Raw genomic sequence first — 14068 nt, forward strand, 5'->3', positions numbered from 1 at the left:
TAGTCACACCCGGACGGCGAATCCGTCGGGGTACTCGACGGCGGAGCCGGCCTCCCAGGGGGTCGGCCCTCGCCGTCGCGGTACGCGGCGGGCGGTGTTGGCCCTGGTCGCCACCGGGCTGACCAACGACGAGATCGCCGAGCACCTCTTCATCACCCCCTTCACGGTCAAGACCGGCATCGCCTCCATCGGTCCCTCATAACGGGGGAGATGTGACCCCTACGGGGTCGGCGCCGCACGCAGGTCGTCGTCGCCTACTGCCTACCGCTCCCTGCGAAGGGCTGAGCGGCTCGCTCGTCTCTCCACTCGTCGGTCGGAGGGCATCGTAGAAACGTGATCCGGTGATTCAGTACGCGCACGTGCGGTCGATCGGCGGCCCGGGGCTGACGAGTCCGCTCTCGTAGGCGGTGGTGACGAGGTGGGCGCGGGAGGAAGCGCCGAGCTTCCGCAGGATCCGGTTCACGTGGGACTTGACCGTGAGAGGGCTGATGCCCAGCAGGCGTGCCAGCGTGCTGTTGTCGGGCTGGGTCGCGACCAGGGCGAGTACCTGCCGTTCCCTGCGGAGAGTTGATCGAGTGTAGGACTGGGAGGGGTGGCGGAGATCCTCGTGACCGTGGATGGCGAGGAGATGACCGTCCCGCCCCGGCTGATCAGGTCGAGAGCCACCACGAAGGCAGCGGCTTCCATCTGCTGGCCGAGGATGCCGGTGACGCCGACGCGCAGGAGCGAACCGGCCTTCTCGGCGGGTGTCTCACCGATGATGGCAAGCGTGGTCCGGGTTGCGGCTCGGCGCAGGGACGGCAGTGTCGTGGTCCGCGGGGAAGAAGCCATGGCCATGGCGTCGATGAGGAGTATGTCCGGCCTCAGGGAAGGCAGTTGGGCCAGAGCACTGGCGAGGTCGGGGATCTGCGCCTGAACGGTCAGGAGGGTGGAGTCCTCGATGACGCGCGCGTGGGCCCCGCGTAGGAGAGCAGGCCCGCCCGTCAGGAGTACCCGGTGCATCGTTCGTCCTTCGGGTCGCCTGGAGGAGTGGGGGTTCGGGCGGTGGCGGTCCGCTCCTGGGTGGGCTCACGATGCGGTCGGCGCCGCGAGCCCATCGGATGGACTCAGGGTCGGGCAGCATCCGGCCCAGCCAGGCCGGCAGCCACCAGGCGCCTCGCCCGGCGAGGGCGAGCACCGCGGGTACGAGCGTCATCCGGACGGCGAAGGCGTCGATGGCCACGCCGTTGTGACAGGCCCCACCGGATGGCCTGACCTGTGAGACCTCGCTGTGCAAGGCAGAGATCGCCGGCGCTGCCCCTCAGGACGAGCGAGCGACGCGATGTAGTGCCGCGCTCCTTCACCCGGGTCGTCGGAGAGCGCGTCTACGGCACCGTCGACGACGCCGAGCAGGGCGGCTCGGTCCGGATGCGGCAACCATGTCGCCACCGAGGCTCCTGCCGATCGGATCTGAGGAAGGAGCAGTCATGGGCCCCCGATGCCGTCCAGGCCATCGACCACAAGTGCGTCGCCACCGTGGGTGAGCCTCACGCTGAGCGCAACCGCGGGTGCGAGCTCGAAGACACCGGTCACGTCCTGGAGCGGGGCGAACGTGACGCAGGCGTCGACGCGGCGCCTCAGGAGTGCGTTCTCCGCCGCCGTTCACACCGAGAAGCGCGCCGGCTGGGCATGCGTCCGGCAGCTGTCAGCTCGCCGCTACGGACACCAGCTCCAGCCGACCGCCGGCCATGGCCACCACGGCGGACACGAAGGTCTGGAGGCAGGTGTGCTCGGCCTTCTCATCGGGATGAGAGAGGCGCTGCATCGTGAGCCCGTCGAACCCGGCGAGGAAGAACCGGGCGATCGTTTCCGCGGGCTGGGCCAGCTGCTGTCCGGTGGGCTCGGCCGCCTCGACCTGGGCGATCAGGTCCTGCGTGAGCTGCTCCATGACAGCGCGGTACAGCCCTTCCTTCGTGCCGAAGGTGTAGCGCACCGTGGCCTGAGCCACCCCCAGCTCAGCGGCGATGGCACGAGTGCTTCCGGCCGCGACTTCTTCCCTCGTCATGAAGGTGATCGCCGCTTTGATCAGCTGAGGACGGCGCTCGGCCGCGGGACCGTGAGCCATGACCGCATCGTAGCGACCAAGTCCTATGAACAAGTCGATCGAACAAATCAGGCGCTGTGCTGACGGAGGATGCTGCAGTGGCACGGCCGCTGAGGTCCTGTCTGTGGCCGCGTGGGTCAGTTCGCGCTGAACGGCGGGTGAATACGTTGCCTCCCACACCCGTGAAAAGCGGATGAACGAGGAGGCAGGCTCGTGAAGGAAAACCAGTTGGACACGTGTGTGATCGGGGCGGGACCCGCCGGACTGGCGGTCGCGCGGGCTCTGGCGGAGCGGAATCTGCCGTACACACATCTTGAGCGGCACACCGGGCCCGGCGGAATCTGGGACATCGAGAATCCCGGGAGCCCGATGTACGAGTCGGCCCATTTCATCTCCAGCAGGACCCTGTCGGGATTCGGCGGCTTCCCGATGCCTGGCCACTTCGCGGACTATCCGCCGCATCGGCAGATCCTGTCGTACCTGCGGTCCTTCGCCGATGCCTACGGGCTGACGGACCGGATCGAGTTCGGCGTCGAGGTCGCCGATGTCGAGAAGAACGCGGACGGCACCTGGACGGTCACCCGGGCCGACGGGCGGGCAAGCGTGCACGGACAGGTCATCGTGTGCACGGGCTCGCAGTGGCACCCCAACACCCCCGAACTCCCCGGGGAGTTCAGCGGAGAGGTCCGGCACACCGTCGGTTACCGCAGCGCGGAGGAGCTGCGCGGAAAGCGGGTTCTGGTCGTGGGGGCGGGGAACTCCGGGTGCGACATCGCGTGCGACGCGGCCCGGACGGCGGACCACGCGGTGATCAGCATGCGGCGCGGGTACTGGTTCATCCCCAAGCACCTGTTCGGCCGGCCGGTGGACACTATCGCCAACAGCGGGCCGCATCTGCCGATGTGGCTGGCCCAGCGGGTCTTCGGCGCTCTCCTGCGGGTCATCAACGGCGATCCGACGCGCCTGGGGCTGCCGAAGCCGGACCACAAGCTGTTCGAGACCCACCCGGCCATCAACTCGATGCTGATCCACCACCTCCAGCACGGCGACATCACCGCCAAGCCCGGGATCGCCCGCACCGAGGGCAGGACCGTGCACTTCACCGACGGCACGAGCGACGACTTCGATCTCATCCTGCTGGCCACGGGCTACGTCCACAAAGTGCCGGTAGCGCAGCAGTACTTCGGCGACGAGCAGCATCCCGACCTCTACCTGTCATCGTTCTCGCGCGAGCACCAGGGCCTGTTCGGCATCGGCTTCATCGAGACCAACTCCGGCGCGTACCAGCTCTTCGACACCCAGGCGCAGTTGATCGCCGGGTACATCCACGACGCGCGGCACCGGCTGCCGAACGCCGAGCGGTTCACCCGGAGGATCCGTGTCGACCGCCCGGACCTGACCGGCGGGCTGAAGTTCGTCGAGTCGCCCCGCCACACCGGTTACGTCGACAGCGCGGCCTTCGTGAAGTACCTGGGCAAGGTCGCGAGGGAGATGGGCTGGCGCACCGAGGGTCAGCCGCCGCCGGTACGGTCCCTGCGACGCGCGGAGGCCGCGGCATGAGCAGGTTCGACTTCACCGACAAGGTCATGCTGGTGACCGGCGGCGCGGGCGGTATCGGTAGTGCGCTGTGCCACCGCTTCGCCTCCGGCGGCGCCCGCTGCGTCGTCGTCGACATCGATCAGGCCCGGGCCGGGAAGGTCGCCGCCGACCTGCCCGGTGCCGGGCACACGGGCATCGGCTGCGATCTGATGGACCGCGCCCAGGTCGAGCGCCTCTTCGAGCTGGTCGCCGATGCCTACGGCCGCCTCGACGTCCTCGTCAACAACGTCGGTATGACCAGCGCGGAACGCTTCGACGTGCGGAGCGTCGAGAGCATAGAGCGGGAGATCACTCTCAATCTGACGTCCCCGCTGATTGCCACCAGGATCGCCATTCCCCTGCTTCTGGCTTCCCGGGACGCTCGGGTGGTCACCACCGTCTCCCTCGGCGGGATCTTCCCCCTGGGGGAGACCCCGATCTACACGGCTTCCAAGTTCGGGCTGCGCGGCGCGATGCTCGCGATCGGCCTCGATCTGCGGAGCAAGGGAATCCAGGCCGGCTCGGTGCTGCCGTCGGCGACCGACACCCGGATGCTGCGTCAGGAGGCCGTGGACGGCGGCAACTCCATGCAGTTCCAGGACCGGCCTCAACGGCCCGCCGACGTCGTTGCGGCCGTGGTGAGCCTGCTGGACAAGCCCCGCCTGGAGGCCTATCCCCGGACCGGTGAATCGCGTCTGGTGCGGTTCGCGATGCTCGCACCGAACCTGCTGCCCATGATCTTCCCGCTGTTCCGCAAGCGCGGGGATCGCGGCATGGCCCGCTATCTGGAAGAACTTCGCCGACGCGGACTGGCCCGCCAGACCGACGGCCACTGGGAGCTGGTGGAGGAAGCATGACCACGTACGAGACGCTGCGTGTCGTCAACCCCGCCACCGGGGAGCCAATCACCACCCTGCCCGCCACGAGTGCCGACGACATAGCCAAGGCCGCCGAGCGGGCCCGGCAGGTCTTCACCGCCGGAGTGTGGTCGCGGCTGCCGGTCCGGGAGCGCGCCGCGGTGCTGCTGCGGCTGGCCGACCTGATGGAACGCGACGCCGAGATCCTCGCCCGGCTGGACAGCGAGGACGCGGGCAAGCCGATCACGGAGTGCCGTACGGGCGACGTACCGGGCGCGATCGAGTCGATCCGCTGGTTCGCCGAGGCGGCCGACAAGGTCTTCGGCCGGATCGCGCCGAGCGGGCCCCACGGGCTGGGCCTCATGAGCCGCGAACCGATCGGGGTGGTCGCGGCGATCCTGCCGTGGAACTACCCGCTGGCCATGACCGCCTGGAAGGTCGGACCCGCCCTGGCCGCGGGCAACTGTCTGCTGGTCAAGCCGGCCGAGGCAACCCCGCGCTCGGCCCTGCACCTGGCCACGCTCGCCGCCGAGGCCAGCCTGCCCGACGGGGTGCTCACCGTCCTGCCCGGGTACGGTTCCGAAGCCGGGGTGGCCCTCGCCCGTGACCCCCTCGTGGGGGCGCTCTCCTTCACCGGGTCCACCGCGACCGGCCGCCGCGTCCTCACGGCAGCCGCCGAGAGCAACTTCAAGCGCGTCTCGCTGGAGATGGGCGGCAAGAGCCCCCAGGTGCTGATGGCCGACGCGCTCGCCTACGGGGACGAGCTGATCGACAACATGATCGAGGCCGCGTTCCTGACGACGGGGCAGAACTGCACGGCCGGCTCCCGCGTCCTGGTCCACCGCAGTATCGCCGAGGAGGTCCTGGAGCGGTTCACGGCCGCGGCCAAGGAACTCGTCATCGGTGACCCGTCCGAGTCGCGCACGCAGGTGGGGCCGCTCATCGACCGTGCCGCCTTCGACCGGGTCGCGGGAGCCGTGGAGGCCGCCCGAGCCGGCGGAGCCAAGGTCCACACCGGGGGACTGCCCCACGGTCTGCCTCCACACGGCGCCTACTACCCGCCCACCGTGATCGCCCGCGCCCCCGACGGCAGCGACGTCCTCACCAAGGAGCTGTTCGGGCCCGTCGTCACCGTCCAGGCCTTCGCCTCGGAGGAAGAGGCGGTGCGGATGGCCAACGCCACCGAGTACGGGCTCGCCGCCTCGGTCTGGACCCGCGACCTCGACAGCGCGCTGCGGCTGGCACGCGGCATCGAGGCCGGAGTGATCTCCGTGAACGCCTACAGCGAGGGCGACATCACCACGCCCTTCGGCGGCTGGAAGCAGTCCGGATTCGGCGGCGTGGAGAAGTCCACCAACGCCTTCGACCAGTGGACCCGGGAGAAGACGGTCTGGATCCGCACACACTGACCTCGGGCCTGGGCCCTGTCCTAGGAGCGATCCGTACGCATCCGCTCTCGCAGGTGGACCGGGGAGGTACCGTGCCAGCGGCGTACCGCACGGCGCAGCGCGCGCTCGTCGGAGAATCCTGCCCGGCGGGCGATGTCACGCAGCGTCAGTTCCCGCCGGAGCAGCAGCTGTTCGACGCGTTCCCGGCGTACTCCCTCGACGAGAGCCTCGTACGTCGTGCCGCAGTCGGCCAGTCGGCGGCGCAGCGTCCGTTCGCTCGTCGCGTGCCGCCGTGCCTGTTCAGCGAAGGAGGGGATCACCGGCAGGCTCTGCGCGACGGAGATCTCCAGAACCTCCAGTAGGTCCTGCTGGTCGCGGCGGGAAGCCATCTGCGCGTCGAGCATCTCCAGTGCCGATGCGTAGGCCACCGGATCCCGGCCGGGCATCCGGGTACGAGCCCACGTGGCGTCGATGAGCATCCGGTTCGTGGCGGCGCCGAATCGGACCGGACAGCGGAACAGGACGCCGTACAGGTCGAGTTGGCGCGGTGGCGGAAAGGAGAACTCCACTGCCCGTGGCGCGAATGCCGGGTCGACGGCCAGCCGCGACAGGGCGACCACGGAGGCGAACGCCTCCTCGCTCAGGAAGGACGCCACGGCCGGGTCCATGGCGGGATCGGGGAGGTCGGCACGCAGCACGAAGGCGTCGTCCTGCTCGCTCGTGGCGGCCGACCACACGACCATCGCCCCGGACAGGTTCTGGTACTTCACTCCCGTCTCGATGGCGTGTCGCAGCGTGTCATCGGCCATCAGGGCGAAGCCGAGCAGGCCCCACGCGGTCAGGTGCTGTGCCGCTCCGACCTTCAGCCCCAGGCGCTCGTCCCGGGTGAGCTCGAGAGCACGCCGGATCACCGCGCTGCCCTGCCGGTACGACACCCTAAGTGCGGCGGAGCGCATGACCGTCTCGTCCAGCCCGACCTGCTTCAGCAGGGGCCGCAGATCGATGCCGCGCTCGTCGGCGACCGTGACGAGACAGCGCAGGATGTTCGGCTGGATCGTCGCCGATGTGCTGCGGCTGGTCCCCGGAGGGTTCTCCGGGTCGGGGGCAAGGGACATCGCACTCACCTTCTCCTCGGCGACCACTGTAGGCAGCCGGGCATCACCGGTCGCGGGCCTGGCCCCCCAAGTCCCCTGTACGGCCCCTGGCGTCCGTGTGCCCGCCGCCGCGGCGTTCCATCGCCGCCAGGTATCTCTCGGTCAGTCCGAGGCCCCGCAATGGCGCGTCAGTCAGGCCTCGGCGGGACGATGAGCCGGAACGCGGCGTCGTTTATCGCACCGCGCCGGGGTTCGTCCACAGACGCCTGGGCGGCGACGAGTGGAGTCCGCCGCAGGCCCAGGGAAGCCGTTCAGTCCCGGTAGTCGGGAGCGACGCGGTCCAGGAGCCGGAGTAGGGCCGCCCATGCCAGGTCGTAGGCGCCGTCGTCGGTGAAGTCGGCAGCGACGTCCTCGCCTGCCAGCTGACGGGCGGTGTACTCACACACGTCCGCGGGCGGCAGCGCCAGCGGGCCGCCGCCGGCCTGTGCGGTGGTCTGGATCTCGCACGCCTTGTCCAGGTAGTACATGCGCAGGAAGGCCTGGGCGGCGGTGGTGCCGACGGTGAGCAGGCCGTGGTTGCGCAGGATCATCACGGGACGGTTCCCGAGGTCGGCGACGAGGCGTTTCTGTTCGGCGAGGTTGAGGGCGACGCCTTCGTAGTCGTGGTAGGCGACCCGGTCGTAGAACTCCATCGCTATCTGGTTGACGGGCAGCAGGCCGCCGCTCTGGGCGGCGACCGCGCACCCGGCCCTGGTGTGGGTGTGCAGTACGCACCGGGCGTCGTCGCGGGCCGCGTGGATCGCGCTGTGGATGACGAAGCCGGCCGGGTTGACCCGGTGCGGGGTGTCCTCGACGGGCTTCCCGTCCAGGCCGACCTTCACCAGGGATGATGCGGTGATCTCCTCGAAGAGCAGGCCGTACGGGTTGATCAGGAAGTGGTGTTCCGGTCCCGGCAGTCGCAGCGAGATGTGGGTGAAGATCAGGTCGGTCATCCGGAAGTGCGCCACCAGGCGGTAGACGGCGGCCAGTTGGCGCCGCAGTTCCGGTTCGCTCATGTCGGTTGCCTCGGTCATGTCAGTGTCCGTCCTGGTGGAGCGCGGTGGCGATGAGCTGCTGGAATCGCGCGGTGACCTGGTCCCAGTGCGGCACCAGGTGGTTGCGGTCGGCCGCGGGGGAGTGGCGGCCCTGCTGGAGTGCGCGCAGTACCGGCAGGTCCTGGTCGTTGACCTCGAAGAGCACCTCGCAGAGGCCCTTGCGGGCGGTGTCGTACACGTCCGCCGCGGCCTCGGGCGCCACGAACACCGCCATGTGCTCGGCCGTGCGGTCCGGCGCGACCGGTTCCAGGGCGATCACCTGGAAGAAGTCGGCCTCCAGGAACAGCAGCGCGTTCGGGAACACGCAGAAGATGTCCTGCCGGTCGCGCAGTTCGCCCGGCAGTTTCCCGAGCAGCGGCAGCGCGACCGTGCCCGAGCCGCCCGCCGCGGTCTGACCGGAGGCCTTCGCGGCGGCGCCGCGCGGGTAGTAGCCGCCGACGATCCCGGGCGACAATGCCAGGTCCTCGATGTCCAGGAGGGTGGCCGCGGGGCCGACCTGCGGGTGCACGAAGGGCAGGTGGTAGAAGTCGAGGAAGTTCTCCACGACCAGTTTCCAGTTGGCGTCGATGTCGTACGCGCGCTCCTCGGCGAGATGCAGCGCGCTCAGGTCGTACGGCGCCCAGCGCGTGGCGAGCGGTGCCAGCGTTTCCTCCAGGGAGACGGTCCCGGTCGGCTCGCCGAGGTGCACGAAGATCATCCCGGCCCACTCGCTGTGCGCGACGGGCAGCAGCCCCAGCTGTGCGCGGACGTCGTCGTCCGGCCCCGAACCCTTCGTGCGGTCCCAGTACGGGGTGCCGCAGAGTGAGCCGTCGAGGTTGTACGTCCAGAAGTGGTACGGGCACCGCAGCCTGCCCCGGGTGCTCGGCTGTTCGCTGAGCACGATCCCGCGGTGCCGGCACAGGTTGTGGAACACCCGCAGGGTGCCTTCGCGGTCCCGGACCAGGAGCAGGGGTCGGCCCGCGACGGTGACCGGCCGCGAACTGCCGGGCTTCGCCAGCCAGTGGGCGAACCCGGCCCACACCCAGCTGTCCTCGAAGATCACCCGTCGTTCGGCGTCGAAGACCTCCCCGCCGGTGTAGGAATCGGCCGGGAGGATGCTGCGGCCGACGGGGCGTCCGTCGAGCGGACCCGTCGGGTTCCTGACGGTCATGGGGTCTCCTGTCCTTGACCTTGTCCCTGTTCCTGCTGTGCTGTCGCGAACAATTCCTCGGCCCATGTCTTGAGCAGCAGCGACTCCCGCCACCGGTCCGACAGTTCGGTGCCGTCCGCGCCCGTGATGGCGTACGGGGTCGTCCCAAGCTCGCACAGGAAGACCAGGTCGGCGTCGGCGTCGGCGTCGTCGGGCAGGCTCCGGTGCCAGCAGCGCATCGCATCGCCCCACCACCCGCGGAACCGGTCCACCTGCGCCCGGTGCTGGGCGAACTCCAGTGGCACCTGGACCTGTTCACGGGTGGCGACCCGGCCCTGGAGCGAGGAGCCGTGGGCCAGCAGACGGCCGATCATGTCCGTCACCCGGTCGTCCGGGAGATCCGGCAGCTCATTCCCGACCACGTAATGGGACAGGTCCAGGGAGAGTGGTACGTCCGGCAGTTCCCGTACCAGCCGGTCGGTGAAGGCGAGGTCGTCGGTGAGCGTGTAGCGGTGCGTCTCCAGATGGAAGGCGAAGCCGGCCGCCTCTGTCTCCTCGCGCCAGGCGCGCACCAGGCCGGCCGCCTCAGCGGGGTCGTCCGGGAAGAACTGGCCGCATACGACGACGAGTTCGGCGCCGACCGTCTGCGCGTACTCCAGGCTGGTGGCGAGCGGTGTGCGCTCGTTGACGAAGGCCGTGACGAGGGAGCGCAGGCGGAACGTCCGGAGCAGCGGGGCCACGTCGGCGGCGAGCGGCGCCTCGCGGGCGTGCAGGTCGAGCCCCACTCCGGAGAATCCGGCCTCGGCGATCCGCGTGACGCGCTCGTCCAGGGACCAGGCGCGGGCGCCGCGCCAGGGCAGGCCCTCCATCGCCCACAGGGACTGGAACACGGACAGCGTACGACGGCTCATGCGGCGATCTTCGATGCCCGGTCGGCCGGCGGATCACTGAGCGTGCGCGCGCCCGGGCCCCGGTAGCGAAGGCCGACCGAGTCCCCCGCCGCCGGTATCGGTCCACCGGCCGGCACGGACACCACCAGCGGCTTCGGGCACCCGGTCACGGTCACCGTGACCCGCGTGCGCGGCCCCTGGAACACCACCTGCTCGACCATGCCGGGAGTGGCAGCGGCCCCTTCCCCGAGGGCGAGGGCGAGATCCTCCGGCCGGATCACCGTGGACCCGTCCGGCGCGCCCTCGACGGGCAGCCCGAGGGCCTCGACACGTCCCGCGTGCACCGGCAGCAGGTTGGCCTCGCCGAGGAACTGTGCCACGAACGGCGTCGCCGGACGGTGGTAGACCTCCTCGGGGGTACCGATCTGCTCGATGCGGCCGCCGTTCATGACGGCGACGAGGTCGGACAGGGACAGGGCCTCGGTCTGGTCGTGCGTGACCGCGACCGTGGTGGTGCCCGTCTCCCGCTGGATACGGCCCAGTTCGTACTGCATCGCCTCCCGCAGCTGCTTGTCGAGCGCCGCCAGGGGCTCGTCGAGCAGCAGCAGCGCCGGCTCGTACACCAGGGCGCGGGCGAGCGCGACCCGCTGCTGCTGCCCGCCGCTGAGCGACTGCACCCGTCGGCCACCGGCCTGAGGGAGGTGGACGAGCGCCAGCGCCCGGTCCACCCGCGCACGCCGCTGAGATGCGGGCAACTTCCTTGCCAGGAGCGGGAATTCGATGTTCTGGGCGACGGTGCGGTGCGGGAAGAGGGCGTAGTTCTGGAACACCATGCCGATGTCGCGTTTCTCGGGCGGTACGCCGGTCAGCGGCTGCCCGCCGAGCAGGACCCGGCCCGAGGTGGCCTCGGTGAATCCGGCCAGTACGTTCAGGGTGGTCGTCTTTCCGCTGCCGCTCGGCCCCAGGAGGGTGACGAACGAACCGGCGGGTACGGCCAGACTCACGTCCCGCAGGATGGGGGAGCCGCCCAGGCTCACATTCAGGGCGTCGATCTCGACGGACACACTCATGACGTCCTCCTCTTCAGGATCCTGGTGACGAATACGGGGGCGGGGCGAGGGCGGGCGAGGAGAACGGCGAGCCCGAGCAGCGCCACCGCCATCCCCATCACCAGCGTGCTGACCGCCGCGATGGCGGGCGAGGCCTGCTGGCCGGCGTCCAGCCACAGCAGGGTCGGCAGGGTCTCCTCGCCGGGCGGCGCCAGGTAGTACGACAGGACGGACTCGTCGAAGCACAGCCCGAACGCGAGGATCGCGGACCCGGCGATACTCCGTGCCACCAGCGGGAGTTCGACCCGCCGGAGCACCGACACCCAGCCGTGCCCGAGACCGCGCGCGGCCCGCGACAGTGCCGGGTCGACCTTGCTGAGCCCCGCCGCCACCGACACGTACACCAGCGGCGCGGCGAGCGTGGCCTGGCCCAGGATCAGGGTGCGGATGCCGGCGCTGCCGCCGAGGTCGTCGACCGCCAGGTACAGGCCGAGCGCGAGGACCAGCGGCGGCACCACCATCGGCGCGAGCAGCACGGTGCGCAGCAGCCGGGTGGCGCGCCGGGTCCGGGGCAAGGCCAGGGCCGCGCCCGTGCCGGCCAGGACGGCGAGCACGGTCGCGACGGTGGCCGTGTACACGGACTGCCCGAACGCCGCCTGCCAGTCGGGGTCGGTGAACACCTCGGTCAGCCAGCGCAGCGAGAACCCCGTCGGGGGGAAGGTCAGATAGCGGTCCGCACTGAACGCGATCGGCACGATCGCGAGCAGCGGTGTCAGCAGGAAGAGGGCGACCAGCACCCCTGCCGCGGCGGCCCAGGGCCCCAGGCGGCGGAAGGAGAGGCGCAGTTCGGCGCTCACGTCGTCCATCAGATCCGCTCCCACTGCTCGCCGATCCGCAGAAACCGGTCGGCGACCAGATACAGCCCGAGCGTCGCCACCAGGAGCACGACGCCCATGGCCGCAGCCCCGCCCAGGTTCTGCATCCGCCCGAACTCGGTGCCGAGCACGGTCGCCGTCACCTGGCTGCCCGGACCACCCAGGAACGCCGGGGTGACGTAGAAGCCGAGCGACATCACGAACACGATCACCGCCCCGGCCGCCGCCCCCGGCCTCAGCGCCGGAAGGACCACCGTGCGCAGCACCAGCCACTCACCTGCCCCCAGGCTCCGGGCCGCCCGCACCTGCGCCGGGTCGAGGGACCGCAGGGAGGCGTACACCGGCAGCACCACGTACGGCAGCATGATGTGGACCATCGCCGGGACCAGGCCGGGCATCGTCTGGTACAGGCCGAGTCCGCCCTCGGGAAGTCCGAGCGATTCGGCCAGCGCGTCCAGCGCGCCCTGCGGCTGCAGCACCAGGACCCAGCCGTACGTCCGCACGAGCAGGGAGATCCAGAAGGTCAGGAACAGCACCCCGAACAGGACCCGGCCGAGCGCCTTGCGGGACATGCCGAGCGCGAGCGCGTAGAGCACGCCGAGCACGGCCGTGCACGCCGTGACCAGCGTCGCGAGCCACAGCGTGCGCCACGCGGCGCGCAGGAACAGCTCGCTGCGGAACGGCTCGGCGAACATCTCCACCGGACCGTGGTCCGCACTGCCCGCCACCACCACCGCGACCAGCGGCCCGGCGAGTCCGAACAGGAGCAGGGCCAGCGGCGGCAGGAACAGCCAGCGCGCCCCGCTGCGCGAACCGTGCGTCCTGACCTTGCTGTGCGCCTTCGCCGGATCGGTCAGGAGGGTGGCCGTCATGCGCCCACCCACGAGGTGAACTTCTCCACGTACGTCGCATCCGTTGTGCCGAGGTAGTCGACGTCCACGGAGAGTTGTTTGGCGACGTTGTCGGGCGCGCTGGGCGTGAGCGCCAGTTCCTTGTCGCTCAGCAGGTCGAGAGCCTTGGAGACGGTGGGGCCGAGATAGATCTTCTTCGCTATCAGGGCCTGTTGCTCGGGTGTCGACATGTAGTCGAGGAGGGCGTTCACCGCATCGGCGTTCTGCGGCTTCTGCGGCATCGTGAACGCGCTCCAGGGGTAGAGCATCGCGTCCTGGAAGGTGAAGTCGGCCGGCTTGCCGTCGTTCTTGAGCTGGATCATGCGTGCACTGGACGTGGCGATCATCGAGGCGCTGCCCTGAGCCATGTACTGCTGACCCTGGGCGTAGGTGTCGTAGAAGATCATGTGCGACTTGAGCTCGTCGAGCTTGGCGGTCGCGCGGTCGAAATCGAGCGGATAGATCTTGTCCTTGGGTACACCGTCCGCCAGCAGGGCCAGCTCCATCGCCCCCATGTAGAGGGACTTGGGGAAGGCGCGCTTGCCCGGGAACTTCTTGGTGTCGAAGAAGTCGGCCCAGCCGGTGGGCGTCGCGTCGAGCTCGGTGGACCAGCCCATCACCTGGCTCCAGGCGTAGCCGCCCGCGCAGTAGTCCTGGTACGCCTTCGGTACGAGGTCGCAGCGGCGCACCCAGTCGGCCAGCCTGCCCGGCGCCGTGCCGGCCTCGATCAGCCCGGCGACCGAGTAGCCGTCGAAGTCGATGAGATCCCAGGCCGGGCTCGAACTCTCCAGCATGGACAGGAACTTGCCGTAGTCCCACGCGGCCTGCACGACCCTGGCCCCGGAGACCTCGCTGTACGGGTCGAAGCACTGCTCCTGGCGTATGTCGTACGTCTCGCCGCCGAACCCGGCGACGACCACCTGACGGGATCTGATCCGTGGCCACTTGGCATCCACGTCGGCCGGTGCGGTGGCCGAACCCGCCTTGTCACCCCCGCTGCCGGTGTCGCTGTCGGAGCCGCAGGCGGAGAGCAGCGCGGGCCCGGCGAGGGCGCCGCCGGTGGCCCACAGGGCCCGGGTGAGGAACCGGCGCCGCGACGCCGAGTTGAGGGGAGGGTGGGGCATTGGAGCCTCCTGCGAAG

At 70.1% G+C, this 14068-nt stretch carries 15 protein-coding genes; 4 read left to right on the forward strand and 11 right to left on the reverse strand.

Annotated features, from left to right (window positions below; genetic code table 11):
* Nucleotides 1-94: 94 nt before the first annotated feature.
* Nucleotides 95-202, forward strand: a complete 108-nt coding sequence (locus OG828_RS33655) for a LuxR C-terminal-related transcriptional regulator (protein WP_443060216.1) — start codon at nucleotides 95-97, stop codon at nucleotides 200-202.
* A 144-nt stretch (nucleotides 203-346) separates the two neighbouring features.
* Here the strand turns inward: OG828_RS33655 and OG828_RS33660 are convergent, their stop codons facing one another.
* From OG828_RS33660 to OG828_RS33675, 3 genes are all read right to left on the reverse strand, one after another.
* The gene (locus tag OG828_RS33660) at nucleotides 347-538 is read right to left on the reverse strand and encodes a response regulator transcription factor (protein WP_328372404.1); all 192 of its coding nucleotides are present in this window, start codon (nucleotides 536-538) and stop codon (nucleotides 347-349) included.
* The gene (locus OG828_RS33665; protein WP_328505070.1) at nucleotides 460-1002 is read right to left on the reverse strand and encodes a hypothetical protein; all 543 of its coding nucleotides are present in this window, start codon (nucleotides 1000-1002) and stop codon (nucleotides 460-462) included. The genes OG828_RS33660 and OG828_RS33665 overlap by 79 nt, the downstream gene beginning before the upstream one ends.
* A 682-nt stretch (nucleotides 1003-1684) precedes the next feature.
* The gene (locus OG828_RS33675; protein WP_328503274.1) at nucleotides 1685-2104 is read right to left on the reverse strand and encodes a TetR family transcriptional regulator; all 420 of its coding nucleotides are present in this window, start codon (nucleotides 2102-2104) and stop codon (nucleotides 1685-1687) included.
* Between the two features lie 192 nt (nucleotides 2105-2296).
* Between OG828_RS33675 and OG828_RS33680 the strand changes: the two genes are divergently transcribed.
* The 3 genes from OG828_RS33680 to OG828_RS33690 are packed head-to-tail and all read left to right on the forward strand — an operon-like array spanning nucleotide 2297 to nucleotide 5927.
* Nucleotides 2297-3643, forward strand: coding sequence for a flavin-containing monooxygenase (locus OG828_RS33680; RefSeq protein WP_328503275.1), 1347 nt, complete (start codon nucleotides 2297-2299; stop codon nucleotides 3641-3643).
* Complete coding sequence (locus OG828_RS33685; protein ID WP_328440806.1) at nucleotides 3640-4518, forward strand: SDR family NAD(P)-dependent oxidoreductase; 879 nt, start codon at nucleotides 3640-3642, stop codon at nucleotides 4516-4518. The genes OG828_RS33680 and OG828_RS33685 overlap by 4 nt, the downstream gene beginning before the upstream one ends.
* Entirely contained in the window at nucleotides 4515-5927 is a 1413-nt protein-coding gene (locus OG828_RS33690) for an aldehyde dehydrogenase family protein (protein ID WP_328364992.1), read from the forward strand. The genes OG828_RS33685 and OG828_RS33690 overlap by 4 nt, the downstream gene beginning before the upstream one ends.
* Before the next feature lie 20 nt (nucleotides 5928-5947).
* Here OG828_RS33690 and OG828_RS33695 read toward each other — a convergent pair whose 3' ends face one another.
* The 8 genes from OG828_RS33695 to OG828_RS33730 form a co-directional block, all read right to left on the reverse strand.
* Nucleotides 5948-7021 carry an AraC family transcriptional regulator gene (locus tag OG828_RS33695; RefSeq protein ID WP_328440808.1) on the reverse strand — a complete coding sequence of 358 codons (1074 nt, stop codon included), beginning with the start codon at nucleotides 7019-7021 and terminating at the stop codon, nucleotides 5948-5950.
* A gap of 290 nt (nucleotides 7022-7311) precedes the next feature.
* A complete protein-coding gene (locus OG828_RS33700) occupies nucleotides 7312-8073 on the reverse strand; it encodes a class II aldolase/adducin family protein (RefSeq protein WP_328503276.1) in 762 nt (253 codons plus the stop codon).
* Between the two features lies 1 nt (nucleotide 8074).
* Nucleotides 8075-9244 (reverse strand): aromatic ring-hydroxylating oxygenase subunit alpha, encoded by a 1170-nt coding sequence (locus OG828_RS33705; RefSeq protein ID WP_328503277.1) that lies wholly within the window; start codon nucleotides 9242-9244, stop codon nucleotides 8075-8077.
* Nucleotides 9241-10134: a sugar phosphate isomerase/epimerase family protein gene (locus OG828_RS33710; RefSeq protein ID WP_328503278.1), complete on the reverse strand. Its 894-nt coding sequence runs from the start codon at nucleotides 10132-10134 to the stop codon at nucleotides 9241-9243. The genes OG828_RS33705 and OG828_RS33710 overlap by 4 nt, the downstream gene beginning before the upstream one ends.
* Nucleotides 10131-11183, reverse strand: a complete 1053-nt coding sequence (locus tag OG828_RS33715) for an ABC transporter ATP-binding protein (protein ID WP_328440811.1) — start codon at nucleotides 11181-11183, stop codon at nucleotides 10131-10133. The genes OG828_RS33710 and OG828_RS33715 overlap by 4 nt, the downstream gene beginning before the upstream one ends.
* The gene (locus OG828_RS33720) at nucleotides 11180-12028 is read right to left on the reverse strand and encodes an ABC transporter permease (protein ID WP_328503279.1); all 849 of its coding nucleotides are present in this window, start codon (nucleotides 12026-12028) and stop codon (nucleotides 11180-11182) included. The genes OG828_RS33715 and OG828_RS33720 overlap by 4 nt, the downstream gene beginning before the upstream one ends.
* Nucleotides 12028-12909 (reverse strand): ABC transporter permease, encoded by an 882-nt coding sequence (locus OG828_RS33725; RefSeq protein WP_328503280.1) that lies wholly within the window; start codon nucleotides 12907-12909, stop codon nucleotides 12028-12030. The genes OG828_RS33720 and OG828_RS33725 overlap by 1 nt, the downstream gene beginning before the upstream one ends.
* Nucleotides 12906-14051 (reverse strand): extracellular solute-binding protein, encoded by a 1146-nt coding sequence (locus OG828_RS33730; protein WP_328503281.1) that lies wholly within the window; start codon nucleotides 14049-14051, stop codon nucleotides 12906-12908. Before OG828_RS33730 ends, OG828_RS33725 begins: the two co-directional genes overlap by 4 nt.
* Nucleotides 14052-14068 lie beyond the last annotated feature (17 nt).

This window comes from Streptomyces sp. NBC_00457, from assembly GCF_036014015.1.
Lineage (GTDB): Bacteria > Actinomycetota > Actinomycetes > Streptomycetales > Streptomycetaceae > Streptomyces.